Raw genomic sequence first — 24954 nt, 5'->3', positions numbered from 1 at the left:
ATGGACTTTTCCCGCTTTTTCATCGACCGGCCAATATTCGCGGCTGTTTTGTCGATTTTGATTCTGGTGACCGGTGCAATTGCCATTCCCCTGCTGCCGGTCAGCGAGTACCCGAACGTCGTGCCGCCGAGTGTGCAGGTTCGCGCTGAATATCCGGGCGCCAACCCGAAAGTGATTGCGGAAACCGTGGCGACGCCGCTGGAAGAAGCCATCAACGGCGTTGAAAACATGGTGTACATGAAATCTGTCGCTGGTTCTGACGGCGTGCTGGTGACGACCGTGACGTTCCGTCCGGGTACCGATCCGGATCAGGCACAGGTTCAGGTGCAGAACCGTGTGGCGCAGGCCGAAGCGCGCTTGCCGGAAGATGTGCGCCGCCAGGGCGTGACCACGCAGAAACAGTCGCCAACGTTGACTTTGGTCGTGCATCTGGTCTCGCCTAACGGTAAATACGATTCGTTGTATCTGAGTAACTACGCCACGCTGAAAGTGAAAGATGAGCTGGCGCGCCTGCCGGGTGTCGGTCAGATTCAGATTTTCGGTGCGGGCGAGTATGCGATGCGTGTCTGGCTCGATCCGAACAAAGTGGCGGCGCGTGGCCTGACGGCGTCTGACGTCGTGAAAGCGATGCAGGAGCAAAACGTGCAGGTTTCTGCCGGTCAGCTGGGCGCTGAACCGATGCCGAAAGACAGCGATTATTTGCTGTCTATCAACGCTCAAGGCCGCCTGAAAGATGAAGATGAATTTGGCAAAATCATCCTGAAAAGTGGTGATAATGGTGAGATTGTGCGTCTTCGTGACGTCGCGCGTATCGAAATGGGTTCCGGCAGTTACGCCCTGCGCTCTCAGCTCAATAATAAGGATGCGGTCGGGATTGGTATCTTCCAGTCGCCTGGCGCGAATGCGATTGATTTGTCAGACGCCGTGCGTGCAAAAATGGCTGAGCTGTCGACGCGTTTCCCGGAAGGTATGACCTGGCGCGCGCCGTATGATCCGACCGTTTTTGTCCGTGACTCCATCAGTGCCGTGGTGCATACGCTGCTGGAAGCCGTGGTGCTGGTTGTGCTGGTGGTGATTCTGTTCCTGCAAACCTGGCGTGCGTCGATAATTCCATTGCTGGCCGTACCGATTTCCGTGATCGGGACATTCAGTATTCTGTATCTGCTGGGTTTCTCGCTTAATACGCTCAGTCTCTTTGGGCTGGTGCTGGCGATAGGGATTGTGGTGGATGATGCGATTGTCGTGGTGGAAAACGTCGAGCGTAACATTGAGGAAGGCTTAGCCCCGAGAGATGCTGCGCATCAGGCCATGCGGGAAGTATCCGGGCCGATTGTAGCGATTGCGCTGGTGCTGTGTGCGGTGTTCGTGCCGATGGCATTCCTTTCCGGCGTGACCGGTCAGTTCTACAAGCAGTTTGCGGTGACGATTGCGATTTCTACCGTGATTTCAGCCATCAACTCACTGACGCTTTCCCCTGCTCTGGCGGCATTATTGCTGAAAGCCCACGGCGCGCCGAAGGATATGCCCTCGCGGCTGATTGACCGGCTGTTTGGCTGGATCTTCCGCCCGTTCAACCGCTTCTTCAACGCCAGTTCGCATAAGTATCAGAATGCGGTATCGAAAACGCTGGGTCGCCGTGGTGCGGTATTTGGTGTTTACGTTCTGCTTCTTTGCGCCGCGGCATTTATGTTTAAAACGGTGCCCGGCGGGTTTATTCCGACGCAGGATAAACTGTACCTGATTGCCGGTGTGAAAATGCCGGAAGGTTCTTCCCTGTCGCGCACTGATGCGGTCATCCGCAAAATCAGTGCAATGGGCCTGAGCACAGACGGCGTGATTGACGCGGTGGCCTTCCCCGGCCTGAATGCGTTGCAGTTCACCAATACGCCGAATACCGGTACGGTATTTTTTGCCCTGAAGCCACTGAGCGAGCGTACCCGTACGGCGGCGCAGATTAACGCGGAAATCAACGCCAAAATCTCGCAAATTCAGGAAGGGTTTGCCTTCTCGATTATGCCACCGCCGATCCTCGGATTAGGCCAGGGTTCGGGTTATTCGCTTTACGTGCAGGATCGCGCGGGGCTGGGTTACGGTGCGTTGCAAACGGCAATCAATACGATGTCCGGTGCCATCATGCAAACGCCGGGAATGGGTTATCCGATTTCCTCTTATCAGGCCAACGTGCCGCAACTTGATGCGCACATTGACCGCGATAAGGCCAAAGCTCAGGGCGTTTCATTGGACGATTTGTTCAGTACGTTGCAGGTTTATCTTGGCTCGTCGTACATCAATGACTTCAACCGTTTTGGTCGTACCTGGAAAGTGATGGCGCAGGCCGATGGCCAGTTCCGTGACAGCGTGGAAGATATCGCGAATCTGCGGACCCGTAACGACAAAGGTGAAATGGTGCCGATTGGCAGTATGCTCAATATCACCACGACCTACGGGCCGGATCCGGTGATCCGTTATAACGGTTATCCGGCGGCGGATCTGATTGGCGATGCAGACCCGCGCATTCTGTCCTCGGCGCAGGCAATGACTGAGCTGACCGCAATGTCGAAAAATCTGCTGCCAAACGGGATGAATATTGAATGGACGGATCTGAGTTATCAGCAATCCACACAAGGCAATGCAGCGCTGATCGTCTTCCCGATGTCCGTTCTGCTGGCGTTTCTGGTGCTGGCGGCATTGTATGAAAGCTGGACTCTGCCGCTGGCGGTGATCCTGATTGTGCCGATGACCATGCTTTCCGCGTTGTTTGGCGTCTGGCTGACCGGTGGTGATAACAACGTCTTTGTGCAGGTCGGATTGGTGGTGCTGATGGGACTGGCCTGTAAGAACGCCATTCTGATTGTGGAATTTGCCCGCGAGCTGGAAATGCAGGGTAAAGGGATTATCGAATCGGCGCTGGAAGCTTGTCGCCTGCGTCTGCGCCCTATCGTGATGACGTCGATTGCGTTCATTGCGGGGACCATTCCACTGATCCTCGGCCACGGTGCCGGTGCGGAAGTGCGCGGTGTAACCGGGATTACCGTGTTCTCCGGCATGCTGGGTGTGACGCTGTTCGGGCTGTTCCTGACGCCGGTATTTTATGTTGCGCTGCGTAAGCTGGTGACGCGTAAAAAAGCCGTGCTGGAAACGCAGACGGTGTAACGTCTTGCTGCAAATATTCCTTATAGCAAAAAGCCGGGAAATATCCCGGCTTTTTTATGGTTAAAATTCATGGTCAAAGTAAAAAAAGAATCTGTGATTTACTTAGAGCAGGAAACATTCTCTGCGTATTCTGCCGCCAGATCTTGTGTGCATTTATACTTGCCGCCGCGTTCAAACTCCGCCAGCGCATCCGCCACGGTATGACGGGCTAAAACCTGAAGCGAGGCTTCTTCGGCTTCGTTGACAATATTTTTGAAATACGTGCAGGCATTGGCGCTAACCACGCAGCGGGCTGGCACATCGGGGCGAGCGGCCCAGAGGCGCTTATCTTCAATCACCGCAGAGTAAATATCGCGCAGTGAGATTTCTTCAGCCGGACGCCCGAGATTAATAGAGCCGGTACGACCGAGAGTGGAGACAATAATGCCGTGCTGAGTCAGCGGCACCATCAGTTTGCGGATAAAACTGGAGTTGGCTTCCAGACCCGTTGCTAAAATCGCACTGGTGCAGCGCTGGCCAGCCTTTTGGGACTGAGCGATACAAAACACCATCTGCATAGCTGTCGGAAAGCGATAATCTAACATGTCATTGTCCTGAAAAAACCAGTCTTAGATAAACACCGTATCACAGAGAAATAGCCCTGTACGTGATCTGGTCAATAATATACCAAATACTCCGTCGGTTGTACATGCGATTTATCAATAGATTTCAATCATGTAGGGCACAAATCGCTTAATAAGTGACCCTGCATAATAACGCTTTCCACCTCTTTAAATTCAAGCGCTTGAGAGATTTTTCAGGAGGATCAGGCAAGGATTTGTTGTCTTTTTAAACGAATCTTAACCAAAATTTTACGCGGGCAGGAATATGGCTTGAAAAAGGTTGAAGCACCTCATTTAAGCACGTCATTAATGGTTAAATATCAGGATTGCATCGCTGTAAACGGAGAGTACGCTTTGCGCACACTTTTTTATCACAGGATGATAGCAACATCATGCGATTATTCGCTTGTTTAATAATCACTGGCTTTCTGCTTTTTCAACCCGCCCTGGCAAAACAAAATAATTCTCAGGATAGCGAGCTTATAGAACAAGGCGACTATATTAATTCCGACGGGCAAAGTGTCCATAAACCAGCACACAGCAAATCAGGTAACGTCCCCGAAGGCGCCTCTGCACAATGTCGTGACGGAACTTATAGTTTCAGTACTCATCACCGGGGAACTTGTTCACGCCACGGTGGTGTTGCGCAGTGGTTAGAATAATAAATATTAATTTAGATTTAAATGTAAAAAAGCCCATCCGAAGATGGGCTTTGATTATTCTTAATATTCAGGTCAACGCTGAATAATTAGAACTGATAGACCAGACCAACTGCTACGATATCATCGGTAGAAATACCGTTGTTGTCGTAGAACGAATCATCGTTATCCAGTAAGTTGATTTTGTAATCAACATAGGTGGACATGTTTTTGTTGAAGTAATAGCTGGTACCGACAGAAACGTATTTAACCAGATCTTTATCGTTGTCTTTGCCGCCGTTGCCGTTGTTAAGATCTTTACCTTTAGATTGCAGGTAAGAAACTTCCGGACGCAGGCCGAAGTCAAACTGATATTGTGCGGTGACTTCAAAGTTCTGAGTTTTATTTGCTGCGTCGCCGTTACCGTAATAAGTCATATTGCGGGTTTCAGCATACATGGTCGCAAGGTAAACGTTGTTCGCGTCGTATTTCGCGCCGATGGTCCAGACGTCAGCTTTGTCACCACGATCGTCAGCAGCCTGATCGTTGGTACGGTCAGAAGAGGCATACGCGGCACCTGCGCTGATACCCATGCCGAAATCATATGTAGAAGACAGTGCAAAACCATCGCCGTTTTGTTTCCGTACCGCACGGTCACCATTGTTTGTACCTTCACCACGGTTGTTGCCATCATTTGCGCCCTGATACTGAGCCGCAAAGTTCAGGCCTTTTACTGCGCCGAAGAAATCAGTATTACGGTAAGTTGCAACACCATTTGCACGGCCAACCATGAAGTTATCAGCGCTGGTGTAGGTATCACCGCCGAATTCTGGCAGCATATCTGTCCAGGCTTCTACGTCGTACACTACGCCATAGTTACGGCCGTAATCGAATGAACCGTATTCACCGAATTTCAGACCTGCGAAGCCCAGACGGGTTGCGTTACCGGCAGTTGAATTAGCGTCAGAACCTTCAACACTGTTTGCCTGAATATTGTATTCCCACTGGCCGTAACCGATCAGTTGGTCAGTAATCTGAGTTTCGCCTTTAAAACCAACACGCACATAAGTCTGATCGCCGTCTTTACCTGCGTCATCAGAGAAATAATGCAGGCCATCGACTTTACCGTACAGGTCAAGTTTATTGCCGTCTTTGTTATAAATCTCAGCTGAATGCGCTGCGCCTGCTACCAGTAATGCGGGAATAATAAGAGCCAGTGCTTTTAATTTCATGACGTCATTCCTTTATCATTTAATTGAATACTTGAATTTTTTATATATACATTATTAATGAGTCAGTGCTCGCACTAATACTACCTATATAGTTCCCTTTTTTTGTAGGGGAATTATTAAAAATAGCTTTATTATTTATTGCTAAATATTTCAAAATGGCTTATTTATATGTTTGATGAATATTTAAATTCAAATCATACAAATAATATATTTTAAATGAAGAATGGCTTTATGATAAATTAATTCCCGACTTGCAGAATCATCACTGTAATTCAATTTACCCTTCCTTGGTTTTAATTATTAGCATTAACTTGCCGTAATCCCTGTCAACGGCCTTATCGTTGCCCCGCCTGACTGCGGGGCTTTTTTTTGCATAAAAAAACCCATAACCGGCGAAAGTTATGGGCTCAACAAATGAGAGAGAACTAAAATTTCTACGACGAGGTCAGAGAGACTTTCCACAACAACCTTCATACCTGATGTTACAGTTACGCTGTCCACACAGCGCAACGGCAACACCAACTATTCAGGGTACAGCTTTGCACTATCAGGAGAAAGCTTGCCCGTTGCACAGCTCGTTCCAGTAGCTAAAACGCAACAAGCGAATGTAACGGTCAGGAGCGGCGAAACCACGCCGGGTCTGTGTTCCCCACATCAATGCCGTAAAGACATCCTGTAGCCAGAAAACTCTCCAGAAAACGCGATGTATCCTGCGTTTTTTCTTCAGTCTGATCCTTTACCTTGCGATGGGTGATGCGCTGCCATAACGAGCGTTGCTCAGTAGCTTGTGCCGTCGTGGACATACAGGCCTCCGGTTGATCATGATTCTGTTTAAAGAAACAGGCAGATTTTATCTGCCGCTGGAATGACCTCAGTTAACCGTTTCTGCACCGTGATTTGAACCAACGATTTATGCTTTGCTTTCTCATTAATAGAATAAAGCAGGATCGCGTCCCTATTCCCTCAGCCAGATACCCTCACAGAACAGTTTTGCACACGCCAGACTGTTTTGATGCCGCTGTGCAGAATCACCCTGCTGATGTGCGAACTGTACCAGCATCCCGGTAAAACACTGTGCCAGAAGTGGTGCGGGAATATCATCACGGAACAGCTTATCTTGCTGACTGAATGTGATATTTTCAGCCATCATGCGGATAAGCATCGCTTGTGTTTCATGTCCTTCCGGAGGCAATAGAAAAGCCCTTTGCGTCATCGCGTTATCTTCAGCAAAAAAATTCAGCAATTTGCGAAAACTCAGTGCCATGCGATCTAAAACCTGATTTTCGGCCACCTGGGGCGCTAATTGTAGCGATCGCGCCAGCACGAGCAGGCGCTCGCGAAAAACTGTAGTGTCTGACTCTGTCATTTCAGCATCCTTTATAACGTTCAATTCTGCCATTCTACCCGACCCTGGCCGCTATTCTGACGCTTAATGACTATTAGAGTGAGTACAGTTAATTACCGTGGCTAACATTTGCACATGCAGACTCAGAGGCGTAAACCAGTACGGAGCTCACGCAAAGGTACCGGGCTGGTCTGGCCGTGCCTTGCGCGCAGCACCTGAAAAGAAACCGAATACATAGAGGATAGTGGTATGTCTAAAAATGGAAAAGTGGCTTTAGTAACAGGTGGCGGTCAGGGGATTGGCCGTGCAATTGCGCTTCGTCTGGCGAAGGATGGATTTGCTGTTGCGGTTGTAGATTACAACGGGGAAACAGCGAAGAAAGTTGCCGAAGAAATTAATCATGCGGGCGGTAAAGCAATTTCTCAGCTGGCTGATGTTTCAAACCGCGAACAGGTTTTTGCTGCCGTTGAAGCAGCAACTAAGCAGCTCGGCGGTTTTGACGTCATCGTGAATAATGCCGGGATCGCGCCGACCACCCTGATCGAAGACATCACGCCGGAAATTGTCGATAAAGTCTATAACATCAATGTGAAAGGCGTTATCTGGGGGATTCAGGCGGCGGTGAAAGCGTTCAAATCACTGGGGCATGGCGGCAAAATCATTAATGCTTCTTCTCAGGCGGGCCATGTGGGCAATCCCGAACTGGCCATCTACAGTTCCAGCAAATTTGCTGTGCGCGGGCTGACGCAAACAGCAGCACGCGATCTGGCTTCTCTGGGGGTTACCGTTAACGCCTATTGTCCGGGCATCGTGAAAACGCCGATGTGGGAAGAGATTGACCGCCAGGTTTCTGCGGCCGCAGGTCAGCCTGTGGGCTTCGGTACGAAAGAGTTCGCGAAAAACATCACGCTGAAACGCCTTTCAGAGCCAGAAGATGTTGCAGCATGCGTCTCTTATCTTGCTGGCCCGGATTCTGATTATATGACCGGTCAGGCGTTACTGATCGACGGCGGGATGGTCTTCAATTAACAGCGCATCTATTCATGGCAAGCCTCTCATTCGGGAGGCTTTTGCGTTTTTACAGGTGAGGAGTTACTGTCTGGCCAGCGGAATGTAATATTCGCAGGTCACACCGTTAAGGGCCGATTCCCGTGAGTATTTTTCCAGATCCGGCTGCATGATGAATTCGAGACCCAGCGTTGGCAGGAACACAGAATACAGATACAGAATGAAGTCGTTCAGCCGGCTGAGATCATATGGATAACTGATCTTCAGATAACGACTGGCAGGCACCAAAATGCTGTGGTTGTCACTGACCTTCACTTCATGCGCCACCGTATAATCCATCTGCAACGCATTGGCGACTTCATCATTCGTATCAGGACGGCAATCTGATAAGCCCCAAACCGGCGCGAGTAGTGATTCCGGCGTTTCCAGATAGCGCAACAATTCGGCACGATGTACGTGATTCTTGGCGTTAAACAGCGCTTCAATCGGATAAGAATGCGTTGAAGTCTGGCCCTCGAATGCCATTTCCGGCAATTCTATAATTTCATATTCCGGCTGCGGGAACTCATCCACGGTAAGCGGTGCCGTGATGCCACTCATGGTCCAAGACGCATTCCGGCGGTACATTCCCGGCGTTTCAGCAAAGTTCTTTTTGAACGAACGGGTGAACGTCTGCTGAGAATCGTAAGAGTAATACAGCGAAATATCGAGGATCGGCATATTGGTCAGCCGCAAAGCAATCGCAGCCATCGTCAGACGACGGTCACGAATGTACTTGCCCAGCGCGAAACCTGTTTTACTTTTAAACAAACGCTGAAGATACCAGGGAGAATAGCCGGTTTTCTTCGAGGCCTTTTCCATGGTCAGACGATCACTTAAGTTGACTTCGATCCAGTAGAGTAACTCTTTGATCAAGTCATCATGGAAATCAGGTTTTTGTTCGCTCTGCAAAATGAACTCCCTGTGCTGCGATAAAGTCGCCATAATTAGTGCGCGACAGATTTTGAAAACACGTTCACGACAATCACGCCCGCGATGATAAGCCCGAGGCCAATCATTGCCGGGGTGTCCAGCTTTTGCCCGTAACCAAACCAGCCAATGGCGGAGACCAGGACAATACCGACGCCAGACCAGATCGCGTATGCAATACCGGTCGGCAGGGTTTTCAGGGTCAGAGACAATAAAAAGATGGCAATTGTGTAGCCCAGCAATGTGACAACGCTTGGCCACAAACGGGTGAATCCTTCAGAACTTTTCAGGCTGCTGGTCGCGATAACTTCGGCAACAATCGCGAGGCCAAGCAGCAAATAAGTTTTAAACATCAGAGGTTTCCTTACAGCCAGCTTCGCTGACATACAACTCGTTCTGAATAGCGCGGTGTAAATTGTATTCCGCACACTGACTGGTTAACCCGAGCGTATCGAGGCGCGACATGGCATCCATGCTGCTGCTCAGACCAATCAGCCGCCAGGATATATGCTCGGGAGATTCGCCTTTGGAGAATTCTCCTTTCTCGCGACCGAATTCAATCGCATCAGATACCAGTTCGTGCCAGTCGGCTACCGACAGGGCAAAAGCCGCTTTCATCAGCGGCTCCTGTTCGGTCAGCAACATGGCCTCATGCCAGAGCGGAATAGCCATCAACGACTGGTCATCCTGCGGATCAATCAACAGCATATTGAGACGCTCGCGGGCGGTCAGCTGCTGACTTCTTTCCTGCAACTGTTCCTTAAGGATCTTCATCACCTGTGTATAGGCTTGTGCGCGAAGTTCAGCCGCGCTTGAAAAGTGATGATGAACCTGACCAGTTGCAGCACCCGCTTCCTGAGCCACACGGCGTACCGTGGTGGCAGCCAATCCTTCATAGCGCGCAACCCGCGCGGCGGCTTCAAGAATGGTTGTCTTGCGCGCTTCCTTACAGAGATAGGCCACTTGAAAAATCCGAAAGTGAAGAGACAGCAGAGGATAATGCCAAGAGTTGGACGGATGTTCAAGTTTTTTGAGAACGTTCATTCACCTGTGATTATATATAGGTAAATTAACTTGCATTTGATCAGGAATGAGTACCCGCCATACGGCGGATATTCATACAGTAGCAGGCGGAATTAGTCAGTTGTACACATGAAACTCGAGGCTGATTTTGTGTCTCCCTGCCCTTTATATTTGGGAAATTGAGGATACTCGCACAGCGGCATTTCACGACCGGCGGTGGCTTTGTTGGTATCAATCATGACTTGCTGACCGGGGGCGATGCCATGATCTACCCACTTATCGAGCGTGCCGAGAGAATCCCAGCTTACACGGAAGGGGCCGCTGCTGTGGGTAAAACCAGGCGCAAGATAGAATCGCGCGAATCGATGCAGTTCCTTCTCTCCAAACAGCGCTTTGAGCTTTTCGTAATAAGCCAGCGTATTTCCCGGCGGCACCGCCATATCAGCCGTGCCGTGCATCAGCAGCAATTTTCCACCGTGTTGAACAAAAGCGCTGATATCTGCATTGTCATCATCAACCTCAGACGCCAGTTCTTTCAGTCGTGCCTCATGTTCGGCGGGATTAAATTGCAGGGAATCATAATCAGGTGAACGCATTACTTCATACCGCACAGCCTGATCGCCCATCATATAAGGAAAGGAAATGATGATGTTCGATGCGGCAGGTTTCGGCTTATCAGCGCCGGAACCAAATACGCTGACCAGCGCAGAGGCATCTGCCCCCAGCAAAATCGGCCAGGATGCAAAGTGATCGCCGGTGGGTAAATTCACGCCCAAAGGCACAGGTTTACTCAGCATTTCCACCAAAGATAATTGTGTATCAGAGAGGCAATGGTCGCCGTCATCCTTGCCATCGTGACAACGTAACCTCTCTGGTTTGAAGGTCGCCCTGCACGCGTTCACATTGGCGACCACGCCGTCATTAAGCCCGTCCAGCTTGTCACAGGCACCAAAAACGGTATTAGATATCAGCGCGGCCTTCGCCGGTGAAATCCAGGCTCCCGGCGTAGTGTAAACAGCCTGTCCGATACGAATGCCTGCCATATGCAACTCGACAACGTTGTAAACCGGATGTATCGCAATAGCGCCGTTGTAATCGAGCGGATACCGCTGAATAGCGGCCAGCGCCTCATGCCCGCCCTGCGAATTGCCCTGAAAATACATGCGCGAAGGTTTACGTCCATAAACCTGTTCAATCAGTACAACTGCGACATCGTGCGTTTTTTTTATTTGCGCACCGGCAAAATTTATCCAGGCCTCTTCATTCAGCGTAAAGGATGCGTCAGACACGCCGCCCTGATGGCCGGAATCACTGCCAAAAGTTGCATATCCTTGTTTCAGTGCGCCGGGTACGGCGGCAGGCGCGAGTCGCGCGGTATCCGCCCCTTTTATTGCGCCATCGAATCCCCCGCCGCCGAGTTGCAGCGCCTTGCCATTCCAGACGAGTGGCAGATAAAGCTGAAATTGGATATCTGGCGCTTTCGGGTCAATCGGTTTGATTTTTCCTTCGAGTTTGCAATGGGTTTCAACCGGCTGACCGGCGATCGCGACGGTCGTTATGACGGCTCCACGCGACGGAAGTCCAATCCGGGAAGCCGGTATACGCGTGTTTTTCATGGCAACACATTGTGCTTCGGTCAATCCTGAAACGGATGTGGCGAAAACAGTACCGGAGATCAGCATCAACAACAAACCAGGCAGAATCAATTTCATCAGAAGACATATGTCCTAAAGTCGCAATAACGGCAGTGTGTCACTAAATCAGGATTGATTAAAGCCTGGTTAATCTCAGAAATGTCGCTGGATTTGAAACCATTATTTAACCTGAATAATATTAATTATCTATGCGTAAATATCAAAATATACAAAAAACTAATAACCAGTTGATTTTATTGAATAACTTATTTAAATAAAACAGGTAAACGAGATGTTTTATTTGTATGCGCTGACTTTTCAGGCGTATATTATTGTGGCCGTCAGGCTTCTGAACGGCACTATTTACACTATTATTTTTAAAGGGATTTACATGAAAAACGTCATCAAGTTCGTACTTCTTTCTGCCTTAGTGGCCACCCTGTCTGGCTGTACAGGTAGCGTTTATAATAAAGAGAAAAACTGCGACTACACTTACCTGCTTCACCCGGCGATTTCAATTTCTAAAATGATTGGCGGCTGTGGCCCGACGGATAAATAGTTCGAGTTTGTTTTTTACTCTGACCGCCCCTTTCAGGGCGGTTTTTAAAACTCATGTTTTAGTTACAACATTCTTATACTTGTAAAAAATATCAGAGAACACTTCAACTCCGAAAACGTTTGGTTTCAAGCAAGATAAATATGCGAATAAAAAACGGCCACAATTCGTGACCGTTTGTATTTTTTTTCAGAAATATGCTGAGTTTTATCGCTTACGCCACAGCGTAAGTTCTGCAACCGTATGCTGGAATTTACGGGCTGTTTCGCGGATAACAAACGGAATATCCTGCGGTGTCTGAATTTCCTCAAATTCGCTGGTCAGAAGACGACGTAATGCCTGGTGGGTTGTCACAGCTTCCCCGTTTTCACGGAAACCGCCGAGCCAGTTTTGTTTCGGCGTAAATTCTTCCAGCCAGGTATACGGCGAAGACAACATCAGCACCCCGCCACTGCGGATCATTGGCACGATATCTTTCAGGAAACGCGCCGGTTCGCGCAGACGGTCCAGTAAATTTGCCGCCAGAACCAGATCATAAAGTTCGCCCTGAGGCTTCAGGTTACAGGCATCCCCCTGAACAAAGCTCACACGACCGGTTTGTGCTCCACCGATATTCACCTCAGACAATGAGGCCTGACAGTAATCGACCAACTCGCCCTCCTCCGGAATGACATAACGGCAGGCTTCGCCGCGGGCGAGCGCTAAAGCAACATCAATAAATCTGGCCGAATAATCCATCCCGACAACAGAATCAAAATGTCTTGCCAGCTCGAAACTTGCGCGTCCAGTTGCACAACCTATGTCCAGCGCCCTTCTGCGTAAATCGACATTTTTCACCGCAATATCAACCAGTTGTTCAGCATAGTTGGGTACATCGAAATGACGCGGCCCGTACTGGAAATCCAGATACTGCGCGATCAGCCCGTCCGTTTCGTAAGGATTCACCGTCTGTGTTTCCTGATGACCGGATATCACATACCGGAAACCGGCGTGCTGGAAAAAGTGACGACGAAACGCATAACGCGAGGATTTCAGCGCTTCATTACCGGTAGAAATCCAGCTTCCGCCTTTAATCATCGAATGTTTGCCGTCAAACGTTGGCGTAGAAAAATCATCATAAAGCGGATGCACGCGGAAACCTTCAAAACCGCTGATCGGCGTGGACGCCCATTGCCACACATTCCCCACGATGTCGAAGAAACACCCCTGCGCAAAGTGATCGACCGGGCATGGCGACGCCCACCAGGCCAGATTGATATTCCCCGGCGCAGTTTCCCAGTCAGGCTGGTCCCCTTCTACCTGATTTCGCAAAATAGTCCATTCAGCTTCCGTCGGCAACTGCACAGATTCACCCGTTTGTGCCGCCTTCCAGCGACAAAATGCTGCCGCTTCTAGCTGATTGACTTCAACCGGCCAGTCCCACGGCATTGCGACTTCTTCGGTCATTAACCGCAGTTTCAGTTGCTCCGGTTCACTTGCCGATCCGACCCAAAAAGTCGGCATTTCAGCCTGAGCAAAGTTCCGCCACCCGGCGCCTTCTTCATCCCACCACTTTGCGTCCTGATATCCGCCGCTCTCCACAAAAGCGAAATACTCAGCGTTACTGACCAGCATTTTACTGGCGCTAAACGCCTGAATTTTATGTGTTACTGAACCGTATTCATTATCCCAGCCATAAGTGTCATCCTGCTTACCGAGCGTGACAACGTCACCTTTTACAGCCAGCGTTTCGTTTTCTGGCACGGTGTGACGGTTATTTCGGGCAATGTTGCATGCTGGCCAGTGCGTTTGTGGGGTGACCCAGCTCACCGGCAACTGACGAATCAGCACGCTGGATGTTTCCAGATGAATACGTTCATGCTCGATGCCCATCAGAATCACCCACGCCGGGCTGTCCCAGCCAACCGGAAGCGTCAGCGGCATCGAATCAATAATGCCCAGGACTTCTTCGCGAACTTTGTCACGATATGCCTGCAAATTGCTAACAGTTGGCCAGTTATAGTTCTGATCGTCGAGGTCGTCCCAGCTCATTTCATCCACCCCAATCGCCAGCATCGCCTCAATATGGGAATCGATACGCTGTGGGATTAGCCCCGCCGCCATGAGCTTATTGATGTAGAAAGTAGCGGTATGGCCGAAGTAAAAAATGAGCGGGTGCCGCAGTGAAATCGCTTTAGTAAAATACGCGCGTTCGTCGGTCAGGCAATCAAACAGGCTTTCATAGAGTTCCCATGTCTGAATAAAGTACGCGCGAATTTCCTGACGCTTTTGTTCCGCGGTTCCGGTACTCAGCAGGATTGTCCGGGTCGGTTCGGGCAAACCGGCCGTATTCGATTGTGGTGAATGCATCATGATTTCCTTTATCTTCTCTGGCAACGACGGGCAATATCCAAGTGTAGCAGTTCACCTTCGCAAACCTTGCAGGCGGAGATTTTGAGCGCTGACCTGAATACGGGTTGATGATTATGAATAGATTTTAAATGCAGTTAAATGTCGTTATTTTTCCATATACAGCAGCGAAGATTCCGGAAGTTCCAGGAACTCGCCTTCATATTTATGGCTTAATGCAAAGTAATCCGGGGCGTCAATAATGCCCTTTATATTGTCAGAAAATGCTTCGAGCGCTTGTTTCATCTGCGGTAAATAGTCGTGAGTGTCGTAAACCCTGTCGATGCCTTCCAGCGAGTGGTTCATAATTTTACGGGCAACATCGTTGGGAACATTGAGGGACGATAATTTGGAGCGTGCAGTCCTGCGTAAGTCGCGGGTCGTAAAAGCATCGATGCCCAGGCCACGTTCGGCGCGTAACATCCGGCGGATCACCTGCGTAATTGCGCCTCTCGATAACGGTTTTTGTGCATCTTTTGGGGACGGAACCAGCCAGGCACTCTCTTTCGGGCTGGCATCGAATAACGCGTTGATGCAAACCATCATCAGAGGCGTCAGGGGCAAGCTGTGTTCACGGGCCGATTTGTTTCGGGTGCCCTGCCGCCAGACGCCAATCCGCAAATTAAATTCTGTTTTTCGCGCGCGGATCACTTCATCCGGACGTCTGGCTGTCAGCAGACACAGGCGTAATGCCCAGCGGCATTGTTCTGAAATATCCCATAAATCAAGGCCATACCAGAACACCCAGATTTCAGCATCGGTCAGCGCCCTTTCGCGCGGCGGCGTGTTGCGGCCACCAACATCACGGCGTTTCATGGAACTAAGCGGCGAATGTGCCAGATAACCCTGCGTTTCTGCCCAACCAAAAAATTGCTTACATAGCGCAAAAACCCGTTTGGCTTCCGAAATTTTACCTTCGGCCAGTAAAATATTAAACAACCGGTTCAGGCGCAGGCGCGTAATTTTATTCAGCGGAACATCCCCGATCAACGGCAGCACATGTTTCATCAAAGAAGACACAGCGATTTCCGGCCGACGTCGGGTCAGCATCAGCGAAAGCCGGATCCAGATATTGATCACCTGGCGGACCGTTGCATTGCCCTCTTCGTCAAAATCGTCCAGTTTCGCCAGCGGTGTCATTTTGACCTGCTGAAGATAGGCCAGAACGTGGCGGCCTACATTTTCGGCGGCAAAATCCGCTTCGACTTCTGTTACTGAAACCACATTGCCCGCCCGCTAAATTCCATCAGAAAAATCACAGTGCGCAGTTATAGCAAGCCCCCGAAACAGAGGCAAAATGTTTATGACTCCAGACCTATTAAGTCTGGAGTCACTAAAACGATGAATAAAGAGAAATGAAGGAGTTATGACGGTCATTGGCGCCTGAAAGATTGTTCATAAAAACAGCATACATAATGATATAGCGCATATTTTCGACTGAACACATCGTTGTAGCTTATAAATTGACGAAAATATCTCCCGTTTTGCCACCTGAATACATTAATTTCAATAACGTGCTTTCAGCCCTAAAGAAAATTTTGGTTATGCCGAGATCTAAAGAGTTAAACCTCATTTACCTTCTCCAAATCGCAGTCTGGCCATGGAAATGTCACTATGCGTAATAATCAACCTGTATCACAGCGGGAATATCAGTACCCGGACGACGCAACATTGATGTCAACGACTGATGCCGACAGCCATATTACCTATGCCAATGATGCTTTTATTGAAGTCAGCGGTTTTGCCAGTGAAGATATTATCGGTCAGCCCCACAATATTGTCCGGCATCCCGACATGCCGCCGTCCGCTTTCAGAGATATGTGGACCACATTGCAGCAAGGTTTTCCCTGGACGGCGCTGGTAAAAAACCGCCGAAGTAACGGAGACCATTATTGGGTTCGGGCAAATGTGGTACCGATCATTCGTGACGGAAAAACCAAAGGCTATCTTTCTGTCCGGACCAAACCCACGGCGACCGAAATTTCTGACACTCAAGCGCTCTATGACAAAATGAATCGTGGGGAGCTGAACAACCGCCGGTTGTTCCGGGGTCTGCTGATCCGCACCGGCATCACCTGCCCGTTTTCAATTTTAAAAACGCTTTCGGTTCGGGGACGGATCCGCAGCGGGCTCTTTCTTTTATTCCTTCTTAACTCTCTGGCAATTTCCACACTCACCGCGTTACCGTCGGCACAGTTGTATTCAGCGTATGCACTCAGCACATTTTTCATTTTGCTTTTAGGCTTCTGGCTTGAATGGCAAATCACTCGCCCGGTCGAACAACTTTGTCACCAGACATTGCGGGTTGCCAGTGGTGCAAGTCATACGATCACGCCGATGGAACGCGTCGATGAAATTGGGATGACGCTGCGCTCGGTAGGCCAGCTCGGGTTGATCTGCCGGTGGATGGTGGACGACGTTAACGATCAGGCACACAAAGTTCGCACCGCCAGTGAATCTCTGGCAAACGGAAACGAAGCGCTGAGTCAGCGCACCGAACAAACCGCCGCGAATGTTGGCGAGACAGCCGCCGCAATGAATGAAATGAGTGCGACCGTTGAAAGCAATACGCAAACGGCCGCCGAAGCCGATAAACTTTCGCTGACCGCCAGTGCCGCAGCAGAAAAAGGCAGTAACGCCATGCAGGGAGTCGTCGGCACAATGCAGGAAATCACTGACAGTTCGCAACAGATTGCGACCATCACCAATGTGATTGACGGCATCGCATTCCAGACCAACATTCTGGCACTGAATGCGGCCGTCGAAGCAGCCCGCGCCGGAGAACAGGGAAAAGGATTTGCGGTGGTGGCCGGTGAAGTTCGCAGCCTGGCGCAACGAAGTGCAAGCGCCGCCAGCGAAATCAAAAGGCTGATCGACACCAGCGTCGAGACTGTTGTTTCGGGATCAAAGCAAGTCGATCAGGCCGGTAAAACGATGGCGGAAATTGTTTCTCAGGTGCGAAATGTCTCGTCGCTGATCGGGCAAATTCGTAACGCGACCAGCGAACAAAATCTGGGATTACTGGATATCGCCAAAGCCATCGAAGAACTCGACCGGATCACACATCAGAATTCACTTCAGGTTCAGGAGGGCGCGCACGCTTCTACCGGCCTGAAACGACAGGCCGACCGGCTGGTTGAGGCCGTCGGTGTGTTCAGATAATTTGTCGGAATTCGATCATATTCAGCACCCGATACGGAAGTTTCGCCGAATTTGGTGCTGGGTTATTTCCTGACTGTGTTTCTGACCTCCCACTCTGACGCCAGCAAAGCATACAAATATTCACTGCACCATTTCCCTTTCAGAAAGCAATTTTCCAGGAAACTTCCTTCCCGCCGAAATCCCGCTGACTCGAATAACCGGTAACTGCCGTGATTGCGGATATCGGTAACGGCGTACACGCGGTGCTTTTTGAGATGGTCAAAAAGATACGTCAGCAACAGATTTAATGCGCTCTTCGCGATCCCTTTTCCCTGCCATTTCGGGCCAAGCGTTATGCCCAGTTCCACCTGATAGTCATCGACAAAGTGCAGCCCGAAATCACCTACCATGCCGAATTCAGCATGTTCGATCGCAATCTGAAACCAGTTATCCGGCGTACCAAAAGGAATTTCATTCATCTGTTCAAACAACAATTCCGCCTGCGGACGGGTGAAATATTCCCAACTCTGATAGCGGGCAACAGCCGGATCCTGGCGATAGCGGGTGAAAGCGTCGAGGTCGTCATGATGAAAGTGACGCAGACTGATTAAAGGTGAGGCCAGTAAAATCATAGAGGTTGCTCGTTAATATAAAAGACAATTCATCCGTTATATCAAAGTGTTATTCATTGTGAAACCGTTTCTGTATCAATTAAAAAGCCAGACAAGGTTTTCACTGTCCGGCCTGATTTATCACAATTTCCGATCAGTCCGCTGCCGGGATCAGGCGATCGCCAACCTGAACGCAGACACCGAGCGGGTCAGATGAAGCACCTGCTCTTCCAGAGAAGCCGCCGCTGCCGCAGATTCCTGCACCAGCGCCGCATTCTGCTGGGTCACGCCGTCAATTTCTGTCACGGCCTGCTCAATCTGACTGATCCCCCGGCTTTGCTCATCGGACGCCGTTGAAATATGTTCCATCAGCACATCGACCTGCGTAACCGAAGAGATAATTGCCGAAATAGATTCGCCGGTACGGGACACCTGATCCGACCCTTCCTTTATATTGGCAACCGATTCAGAAATCAGACTTTCGATTTCTTTTGCCGCCACCGCGCTTCGTTGCGCAAGACTGCGCACTTCGCTGGCGACTACCGCAAATCCGCGCCCCTGTTCACCGGCGCGCGCGGCTTCAACTGCGGCGTTCAGCGCCAGAATATTGGTCTGGAAAGCGATGCTGTTGATGACGCCCGTAATGTCTTCGATTTTTTTAGAGCTGCTGTTAATACGCACCATGGTTCCAATCACATCCTGCGCAACCTTTTCACCCGCACGGGCATTTTGTACCGCTTCACGCGTCAGACCACTGGCCCGGCTGACGTTTTCAGTATTCTGTTTTACCGTCGCGCCCAACTCTTCCATGCTGGCGGCAGTTTGCGTCAGCGCTGCGGCCTGTTGTTCAGTGCGCGACGCCAGATCGATATTGCCTGCGGAAATTTCCTGCGACGCGTGCGCAACAGTATGGCTGGTATCACGTACCTGCCCGATGATTTGCGTCAGCGACAGACGCATGTGCTCCATTGACTGCATCAGTTCTTCAATTTCGCTCCGTGAACTGTTTTTGAATGGCACCGGCGTATCGAGATAACCTTCCGCAATTTTGCGGCAATGATCGCGCGAGCTCAGCAGCGGTGTCAGAACGAAGCGCTGGAGTAATAACAACACAACAATAATGATGACCAGGAACAGCACACCAAACGCAATTGTCAGCCCGATACCAAACTTGAAATTGCCCTGCGCGTCACTGTTAAGATTTCTGGCGTACTGCTCATGCAGCGCCAGCACTCTATCCAGCACCACTTCATACTGATGATCCAGCTGAACAACAGCCGGGATCCGCGCTTTGAACTGCACCTGATCACCTGCTTTCGCCGCGTCGATCAACGGCTCGATTCCGTTCTGACGATAGTTCTGATAAGCCGTGCGGTAGGCCTCCGCCAGTGCATTTTCGCCCGGTAATTTTGGCGCATTAATGTATGCCTTGAATGCGGCGTCGGCTTTACCCATCACTTCAGTGACGCCGTCCAGAGAAGAGGCCGACGGCTGGCCGCCGCTGTTTTCAATCTCTTTCATATATTCCATCACGCGAACACGTGAGGTACGGCTGTGGTTGATGGGGTCAATGATGGAAAGCACTACGCGGATTTCTTTATTCACGTCATCCAAAGACTGGTTGCTCTGAGTCAGCAACCAGACGTTTGAAATCATGCTGGTAAAAAAGAGTGCAAAAAGAACAACTAAAACTAGCAAAGAAGACTTTTTAAGCGACATCGATAAACTCTCAAAATGGGGCTGGAGTCTGTTTATCGGCATATTGCACCAGATATTTAACATTCTCATCGCCTTATCTGAAATTTACGGCAGGATGATCGGTGTCTGCAAGGGCTTCAACGGGGTACACGACGGACTAAATCTGACTATTCACAACAAGACGTTTTCCCTTTTTTTGAAATGATCTTTCACGTCTGAATGAATAATTTTGTGATCAATCTCTTTTAAATGATCTTTAACAGGCAATTTTCCTGACGAGCAAAAATCTCTAAATCACAAGGAATAAATATAATCACACCGATGAACAATAAACCCTGATGGCATGAATGATTCACCGCACGAATATTCTTAGGGGAATTGGAGGAAAATTCTTATATTTACTCTCTTTTATTACCCTGTGTTAAATAGAAAGCCATTGCGAGTTGTTATATATTTTTTGAGGACAGATGGCCAATTACTAAGAAAATTCTTACGACTCTCAACTTGTAAATAAATCTACTGATTTCCGGAACCCTTACCCCATGCGGGCTGCGGGGTTATATGAAGAAAATTCCTATATATCAACAAAATGATCTGGGATGGGCCACGCCAAAAACTGTAACATTTATTTACATATTTAGTTTTCCTTAAAACAGCTAATGTTTCTAAAATGCCGTCAACAGGTACTTATCTGAAATTTTATTTCCAGGTAAATTCAAAAACACACTGCAAAATGTTCCCAAAATATTTTGTCTCGCTTGTGACCCTGATTTTATTTGCACACTGACGTGCATAAAAAGGATGTTTATTTTGGCAGGGTTGCCAACCTTTCATTTATTTATGGATTCATTGGCAGCGTTTATCACTCCACAGTAAGGGATAGGCATGTCTAATAGCTTTCAGGAAGAAATACCCAAGGCTCGCGTCAATATTAAACTTGATTTACATACTGGCGGCGCTCAGAAGAAAGTCGAATTACCTTTAAAATTAATGGTAATGGGCGACTACAGCAATGGCAAAGAGACACGTCCAGTGTCAGAGCGTGAAAAAGTTAACATCAACAAAAATAACTTTAACAGTGTTCTGGCCGACTTTAGCCCGTCGCTCAACCTGACCGTGGAAAACACCCTGGCTGGCGATCGCAGCGAAGAAACTGTCAGTCTCAATTTCAAAGAGATGAAAGATTTCGAGCCAGAACAGGTTGCACGTCAGATCCCACAACTGCGCGCAATGCTCGCTATGCGTAATTTATTACGTGACCTCAAATCCAACTTATTAGACAACGCCACTTTCCGCAAAGAACTCGAAGTCATCCTGAAAGATGACAATTTGAGCGATGACCTGCGTGCTGAACTGGCTGCTCTGGCTCCCCAGAATTCTTAACCCTTCCTGAACGGATTAACCCGAGACTATGCTGATGTCTGCTACTGAAAACAGTCAAGAAAGCCGCACAACCGTGCTGGAACGTGCCGACGCAGGAAGTGTTTATGCGTCATTGTTTGAAAAAATCAATCTGACTCCAGTCTCTGCACTGGGTGATGTTAATGCCTTCCAGGACGATCAGGCGCTGTCTGATGTCTCTACGGATGAACGTGTCACAGCGGCAGTTCAGGTCTTCCTGGAACGCCTGAAACAGTCCGGTCAGAAAGTTGAACGTCTGGATAAAACCTTGCTGGACGGCCACATCGCGATGCTCGACGAGCAAATTAGCCGCCAACTGGACGAAGTCATGCATCACCCTGAATTCCAACGTATGGAATCCGGCTGGCGTGGTCTGAAGTTCCTGGTAGATCGTACTGATTTCCGTCAGAACGTAAAAATTGAACTGCTGGACGTTTCTAAAGACGACCTTCGTCAGGACTTCGAAGATTGCCCTGAGATCATTCAAAGTGGCCTGTACCGTCATACCTACATCCAGGAATATGACACCCCGGGCGGCGAACCCATCGGTTCTGTGATCTCCAACTACGAATTTGACGCCAGCCCGCAAGACGTCGCGCTGCTGCGCAATATCTCCAAAGTGTCTGCTGCTGCACACATGCCATTTGTCGGTGCTGTCGGCCCTAAATTCTTCCTGAAAGATTCCATGGAAGAAGTTGCCGCCATCAAGGATATCGGCAACTACTTTGACCGTGCTGAATACATCAAATGGAAATCTTTCCGTGACTCCGATGATTCCCGCTATATCGGTCTGACCATGCCGCGCGTGCTGGGTCGTCTGCCGTATGGTCCAGATACCGTGCCAGTTCGCAGCTTCAACTATGTTGAAGAAGTGAAAGGCCCGGACCACGAGAAATACCTGTGGACCAATGCGTCTTTCGCGTTTGCAGCGAACATGGTGAAAAGCTTCATCAAAAACGGCTGGTGTGTACAGATCCGCGGCCCGCAGGCTGGCGGTGCAGTCACTGATCTGCCAATCCACCTGTATGATCTGGGCACCGGCAATCAGGTGAAAATCCCGTCTGAAGTCATGATCCCGGAAACCCGCGAATTTGAATTCGCCAACCTGGGCTTCATCCCGCTGTCTTACTACAAAAACCGCGACTACTCCTGCTTCTTCTCCGCGAACTCCGCGCAGAAACCGGCGTTGTATGACACGGCGGATGCCACCGCGAACAGCCGCATCAACGCGCGCCTGCCCTACATATTCCTGCTGTCACGCATCGCGCATTATCTGAAGTTAATCCAGCGCGAAAACATCGGGACCACCAAAGACCGTCGTCTGCTGGAGCTGGAACTCAATACCTGGGTGCGTTCGCTGGTCACCGAAATGACCGATCCGGGCGATGACCTGCAGGCTTCTCATCCCCTGCGCGATGCCAAAGTGACCGTTGAAGATATCGAAGACAACCCGGGCTTCTTCCGCGTGAAACTGTACGCCGTACCGCACTTCCAGGTGGAAGGTATGGACGTCAACCTGTCATTGGTTTCTCAGATGCCGAAGGCTAAGGCATAAACAGAGAAACAATGAAAATTTATCGTCCATTATGGAACGATGGGGCCTTTCTGGCCCCACAACAGTTCCAGCAACAAGCCCGTTGGGATGCCTTTGTCGCCGATACCGTCGCGCACATGGTTCTGGCGAACCCCTGGGGTGTGATTGATGCTGCCTTTGACACCGGATCATTGGCCCTTTCTCGCCTGAATGCTTTACGACTGACCGTTCGCTTTCCAGATGGCACGCTGATTGATTCCGAACGGGCTGATAACCTGCCCCCTGCCTGCGATTTATCTGTGATTTCAGATCGTGACAGTGTGGAGGTGGTACTGGCTTTGCCGCTGCTTTCCGCCAACGGGGGCAATCTGGATGACGGTCAGGACAGTGAACGTCCGCGTCGCTGGAAACAGGAATGGGTGACCGTACAGGAGCTTTCCGGGCACGAGCGCACTGAACTTGCGATTATGCGACACGCCGTGACACTGCGTTTTGCGCATCAGGAAAACAGTGCTTACCTGACCTGCCCGGTCGTCCGCCTGACACGCAATGCCCAGGGTCAATGGATGCAGGATAATGCGTTCATTCCCCCTATGCTGTCATTATCGTCCTGCCCGGCTGTACTGACAGAGCTGGGGGATTTGATTCACCGTCTGCAAGCTCGTCGTCGCCGTCTGATGTCCATGCGCCGTGAAAGTAATGAGCGAATGGCCGATTTTGCCGTCGCGGATGTGTCGCTATTCTGGCTATTAAATGCATTAAACAGCGCTGAACCTGTACTGATGGAGCTTTATCAGGCACCTGGCCGTCATCCGGAGTTGTTCTACCGTGAACTGGTGCGCCTGGCCGGGAGCTTGCTGACGTTTTCTCTCGAGCATAAAGCTGAAGATATTCCGCTTTACCAACATGATGCACCCGAGCAGGTCTTCCCGCCGTTGTTTACCTTACTCGACGCGCTGCTCGAAGCCAGCCTGCCATCGCGCATGGTGGCTATTGAACTGACAAACGAAGGCCAGTTCTGGACCGGTTCACTGCATGACACCCGCCTGCGTGAAGGCGCGGATTTCTATCTTTCCGTGCGTTCATCTATTCCTAACCATTTGCTGCAGACTCAGTTCCCGCTGTTGTGTAAGGCAGGGAACTTTGAAGATGTGTCGGACGTGGTGAACGTGGCACTGAACGGTGTCGTCATGAAGGCACTGTCCCATGTACCCGCCGCCATTCCGCTACGCCTTGAGAATCAGTATTTCTCTCTGGATCTCAACAGTCCGGCTGCACAAGCCATGCTGGATGCGGGTAACTGCGCGTTCTACACCCCCGGCTCGCTGGGTGAAATCAAACTCGAACTGTTTGCGGTACTGCGCTCATGAGCAAATTAAATACCTCTGTCATTGATGAAGTCTTCTATCCCTGTTGGCTGATGGTCAGCCAGCTGCGTAACGGCCAAGACATTGAAGACGGGGAGGCACTCTATCGTCGTGCCTGTGACTGGATCGACGGTGCGCGTGAATCTCTTTCGCGTGCAGGTTTTAGCGAAGTAAGCTGCGACCATATGCTATATACCCAGTGTGCATTGCTGGATGAAAGCGTGCTGAACCGCCAGAAACAAGACAGCGGTTACCAGAAGTGGATTAAAGATCCGCTTCAGGCCCGTTATTTCAATACCCTGAATGCCGGTGAGGAACTGTGGGAGCGCATTCGTACCGTGCTGCACGAACCTGCGCCGGATACCGCCGTGCTAACCTGCTTTTACCGGGCACTGACGCTGGGATTCTCGGGCCGATACCGTGAACAGGGTGACGAACGTCGTGAAGACGTTGTGCGCAAGTTGAATCAGCTGGTGCCACCCTTTGTGTCAGCACAGGAAACGCCAATCGTTTCACGTTCACTGCGCCTGCGTTCAGGCCGGAAGACGTATTGGTTCTCATGGGTTGCCGGTATCGTGATACTGATGGTTCTGTGGTTCACATTAAATACACGCCTTGCACATATGGTGTCCCAGCTAACAGGGAACCACTAAC

21 protein-coding genes are annotated in these 24954 nt (G+C 50.0%); 9 read left to right on the top strand and 12 right to left on the bottom strand.

What is annotated here, in order from left to right:
* Positions 1-3153, top strand: a complete 3153-nt coding sequence (gene oqxB, locus ACLBVC_RS04465; protein WP_410148392.1) for a multidrug efflux RND transporter permease subunit OqxB — start codon at positions 1-3, stop codon at positions 3151-3153.
* Between the two features lie 98 nt (positions 3154-3251).
* On the opposite strand, the gene ACLBVC_RS04460 is transcribed toward oqxB, so the two are convergent.
* The gene (locus ACLBVC_RS04460) at positions 3252-3737 is read right to left on the bottom strand and encodes an RrF2 family transcriptional regulator (RefSeq protein WP_410148391.1); all 486 of its coding nucleotides are present in this window, start codon (positions 3735-3737) and stop codon (positions 3252-3254) included.
* A gap of 410 nt (positions 3738-4147) precedes the next feature.
* Here ACLBVC_RS04460 and ACLBVC_RS04455 point away from each other — a divergent pair, with 410 nt between their 5' ends.
* Complete coding sequence (locus ACLBVC_RS04455) at positions 4148-4417, top strand: DUF3761 domain-containing protein (RefSeq protein ID WP_410148390.1); 270 nt, start codon at positions 4148-4150, stop codon at positions 4415-4417.
* 86 nt (positions 4418-4503) lie between these two features.
* Here the strand turns inward: ACLBVC_RS04455 and ompC are convergent, their stop codons facing one another.
* From ompC to ACLBVC_RS04440, 3 genes are all read right to left on the bottom strand, one after another.
* Positions 4504-5625 carry a porin OmpC gene (gene ompC, locus ACLBVC_RS04450; protein ID WP_410148389.1) on the bottom strand — a complete coding sequence of 374 codons (1122 nt, stop codon included), beginning with the start codon at positions 5623-5625 and terminating at the stop codon, positions 4504-4506.
* 614 nt (positions 5626-6239) lie between these two features.
* On the bottom strand, positions 6240-6428 hold the full coding sequence (locus ACLBVC_RS04445; RefSeq protein ID WP_410148387.1) for a hypothetical protein: 189 nt from the start codon (positions 6426-6428) through the stop codon (positions 6240-6242).
* Between the two features lie 152 nt (positions 6429-6580).
* A complete protein-coding gene (locus ACLBVC_RS04440) occupies positions 6581-7024 on the bottom strand; it encodes a hypothetical protein (protein ID WP_410148385.1) in 444 nt (147 codons plus the stop codon).
* 195 nt (positions 7025-7219) lie between these two features.
* Here ACLBVC_RS04440 and ACLBVC_RS04435 point away from each other — a divergent pair, with 195 nt between their 5' ends.
* Positions 7220-7999 carry a (S)-acetoin forming diacetyl reductase gene (locus ACLBVC_RS04435; protein WP_410148384.1) on the top strand — a complete coding sequence of 260 codons (780 nt, stop codon included), beginning with the start codon at positions 7220-7222 and terminating at the stop codon, positions 7997-7999.
* Between the two features lie 63 nt (positions 8000-8062).
* Here the strand turns inward: ACLBVC_RS04435 and ACLBVC_RS04430 are convergent, their stop codons facing one another.
* The 4 genes from ACLBVC_RS04430 to ACLBVC_RS04415 form a co-directional block, all read right to left on the bottom strand.
* Entirely contained in the window at positions 8063-8929 is an 867-nt protein-coding gene (locus ACLBVC_RS04430; protein WP_410148382.1) for a helix-turn-helix domain-containing protein, read from the bottom strand.
* A gap of 35 nt (positions 8930-8964) precedes the next feature.
* The gene (locus ACLBVC_RS04425; RefSeq protein ID WP_195813441.1) at positions 8965-9300 is read right to left on the bottom strand and encodes an SMR family transporter; all 336 of its coding nucleotides are present in this window, start codon (positions 9298-9300) and stop codon (positions 8965-8967) included.
* Positions 9293-9910 carry a TetR family transcriptional regulator gene (locus ACLBVC_RS04420; RefSeq protein ID WP_410148379.1) on the bottom strand — a complete coding sequence of 206 codons (618 nt, stop codon included), beginning with the start codon at positions 9908-9910 and terminating at the stop codon, positions 9293-9295. Before ACLBVC_RS04420 ends, ACLBVC_RS04425 begins: the two co-directional genes overlap by 8 nt.
* A 173-nt stretch (positions 9911-10083) precedes the next feature.
* Positions 10084-11682, bottom strand: coding sequence for a tannase/feruloyl esterase family alpha/beta hydrolase (locus ACLBVC_RS04415; RefSeq protein WP_410148377.1), 1599 nt, complete (start codon positions 11680-11682; stop codon positions 10084-10086).
* A 313-nt stretch (positions 11683-11995) separates the two neighbouring features.
* Between ACLBVC_RS04415 and ACLBVC_RS04410 the strand changes: the two genes are divergently transcribed.
* The gene (locus ACLBVC_RS04410) at positions 11996-12163 is read left to right on the top strand and encodes a YhfL family protein (protein WP_410148814.1); all 168 of its coding nucleotides are present in this window, start codon (positions 11996-11998) and stop codon (positions 12161-12163) included.
* 204 nt (positions 12164-12367) lie between these two features.
* On the opposite strand, the gene ovoA is transcribed toward ACLBVC_RS04410, so the two are convergent.
* Together ovoA and ACLBVC_RS04400 are read right to left on the bottom strand one after the other, a co-directional pair.
* Positions 12368-14509 carry a 5-histidylcysteine sulfoxide synthase gene (gene ovoA / locus ACLBVC_RS04405; protein ID WP_410148812.1) on the bottom strand — a complete coding sequence of 714 codons (2142 nt, stop codon included), beginning with the start codon at positions 14507-14509 and terminating at the stop codon, positions 12368-12370.
* 147 nt (positions 14510-14656) lie between these two features.
* Positions 14657-15772, bottom strand: coding sequence for a tyrosine-type recombinase/integrase (locus ACLBVC_RS04400; RefSeq protein ID WP_410148375.1), 1116 nt, complete (start codon positions 15770-15772; stop codon positions 14657-14659).
* 390 nt (positions 15773-16162) lie between these two features.
* Here ACLBVC_RS04400 and ACLBVC_RS04395 point away from each other — a divergent pair, with 390 nt between their 5' ends.
* Positions 16163-17710: a methyl-accepting chemotaxis protein gene (locus ACLBVC_RS04395; RefSeq protein WP_410148374.1), complete on the top strand. Its 1548-nt coding sequence runs from the start codon at positions 16163-16165 to the stop codon at positions 17708-17710.
* 62 nt (positions 17711-17772) lie between these two features.
* Here ACLBVC_RS04395 and ACLBVC_RS04390 read toward each other — a convergent pair whose 3' ends face one another.
* Positions 17773-18321: a GNAT family N-acetyltransferase gene (locus tag ACLBVC_RS04390; RefSeq protein ID WP_410148372.1), complete on the bottom strand. Its 549-nt coding sequence runs from the start codon at positions 18319-18321 to the stop codon at positions 17773-17775.
* Positions 18322-18471: 150 nt separating this feature from the next.
* A complete protein-coding gene (locus tag ACLBVC_RS04385; protein WP_410148370.1) occupies positions 18472-20019 on the bottom strand; it encodes a methyl-accepting chemotaxis protein in 1548 nt (515 codons plus the stop codon).
* A gap of 864 nt (positions 20020-20883) precedes the next feature.
* Between ACLBVC_RS04385 and tssB the strand changes: the two genes are divergently transcribed.
* Genes tssB through tssL form a run of 4 tightly spaced genes read left to right on the top strand, consistent with a single transcriptional unit; the run spans position 20884 to position 24953 of the window.
* Positions 20884-21381 carry a type VI secretion system contractile sheath small subunit gene (tssB, locus tag ACLBVC_RS04380; RefSeq protein WP_410148368.1) on the top strand — a complete coding sequence of 166 codons (498 nt, stop codon included), beginning with the start codon at positions 20884-20886 and terminating at the stop codon, positions 21379-21381.
* A gap of 28 nt (positions 21382-21409) precedes the next feature.
* On the top strand, positions 21410-22954 hold the full coding sequence (gene tssC / locus ACLBVC_RS04375; RefSeq protein ID WP_195813448.1) for a type VI secretion system contractile sheath large subunit: 1545 nt from the start codon (positions 21410-21412) through the stop codon (positions 22952-22954).
* Positions 22955-22965: 11 nt separating this feature from the next.
* Entirely contained in the window at positions 22966-24303 is a 1338-nt protein-coding gene (tssK, locus tag ACLBVC_RS04370) for a type VI secretion system baseplate subunit TssK (protein ID WP_410148366.1), read from the top strand.
* Complete coding sequence (gene tssL, locus ACLBVC_RS04365; RefSeq protein ID WP_410148364.1) at positions 24300-24953, top strand: type VI secretion system protein TssL, short form; 654 nt, start codon at positions 24300-24302, stop codon at positions 24951-24953. Before tssK ends, tssL begins: the two co-directional genes overlap by 4 nt.
* The last annotated feature ends 1 nt before the right edge of the window (position 24954 follow it).

The sequence above is a fragment of the Rahnella selenatireducens genome, from assembly GCF_046449555.1.
GTDB classification, from domain to species: domain Bacteria; phylum Pseudomonadota; class Gammaproteobacteria; order Enterobacterales; family Enterobacteriaceae; genus Rahnella; species Rahnella selenatireducens.
The sequence above is the reverse complement of the archived record's forward strand: the minus strand, read 5'-3'. Positions and strand labels throughout refer to the sequence as shown.

Excerpts from the sequence above, each read along its gene's own strand:
- ACLBVC_RS04435 (WP_410148384.1), top strand. The coding sequence starts at position 7,220 with ATGTCTAAAAATGGAAAAGTGGCTTTAGTAACAGGTGGCGGTCAGGGG.
- ACLBVC_RS04460 (WP_410148391.1), bottom strand. The coding sequence starts at position 3,737 with ATGTTAGATTATCGCTTTCCGACAGCTATGCAGATGGTGTTTTGTATC.
- ovoA (WP_410148812.1), bottom strand. The coding sequence starts at position 14,509 with ATGCATTCACCACAATCGAATACGGCCGGTTTGCCCGAACCGACCCGG.
- ACLBVC_RS04415 (WP_410148377.1), bottom strand. The coding sequence starts at position 11,682 with ATGAAATTGATTCTGCCTGGTTTGTTGTTGATGCTGATCTCCGGTACT.
- ACLBVC_RS04425 (WP_195813441.1), bottom strand. The coding sequence starts at position 9,300 with ATGTTTAAAACTTATTTGCTGCTTGGCCTCGCGATTGTTGCCGAAGTT.
- ACLBVC_RS04385 (WP_410148370.1), bottom strand. The coding sequence starts at position 20,019 with ATGTCGCTTAAAAAGTCTTCTTTGCTAGTTTTAGTTGTTCTTTTTGCA.
- ompC (WP_410148389.1), bottom strand. The coding sequence starts at position 5,625 with ATGAAATTAAAAGCACTGGCTCTTATTATTCCCGCATTACTGGTAGCA.
- tssB (WP_410148368.1), top strand. The coding sequence starts at position 20,884 with ATGTCTAATAGCTTTCAGGAAGAAATACCCAAGGCTCGCGTCAATATT.
- ACLBVC_RS04455 (WP_410148390.1), top strand. The coding sequence starts at position 4,148 with ATGCGATTATTCGCTTGTTTAATAATCACTGGCTTTCTGCTTTTTCAA.
- ACLBVC_RS04440 (WP_410148385.1), bottom strand. The coding sequence starts at position 7,024 with ATGGCAGAATTGAACGTTATAAAGGATGCTGAAATGACAGAGTCAGAC.
- ACLBVC_RS04390 (WP_410148372.1), bottom strand. The coding sequence starts at position 18,321 with ATGATTTTACTGGCCTCACCTTTAATCAGTCTGCGTCACTTTCATCAT.
- tssK (WP_410148366.1), top strand. The coding sequence starts at position 22,966 with ATGAAAATTTATCGTCCATTATGGAACGATGGGGCCTTTCTGGCCCCA.
- tssL (WP_410148364.1), top strand. The coding sequence starts at position 24,300 with ATGAGCAAATTAAATACCTCTGTCATTGATGAAGTCTTCTATCCCTGT.
- ACLBVC_RS04445 (WP_410148387.1), bottom strand. The coding sequence starts at position 6,428 with ATGTCCACGACGGCACAAGCTACTGAGCAACGCTCGTTATGGCAGCGC.
- tssC (WP_195813448.1), top strand. The coding sequence starts at position 21,410 with ATGCTGATGTCTGCTACTGAAAACAGTCAAGAAAGCCGCACAACCGTG.
- ACLBVC_RS04410 (WP_410148814.1), top strand. The coding sequence starts at position 11,996 with ATGAAAAACGTCATCAAGTTCGTACTTCTTTCTGCCTTAGTGGCCACC.
- ACLBVC_RS04395 (WP_410148374.1), top strand. The coding sequence starts at position 16,163 with ATGCGTAATAATCAACCTGTATCACAGCGGGAATATCAGTACCCGGAC.
- oqxB (WP_410148392.1), top strand. The coding sequence starts at position 1 with ATGGACTTTTCCCGCTTTTTCATCGACCGGCCAATATTCGCGGCTGTT.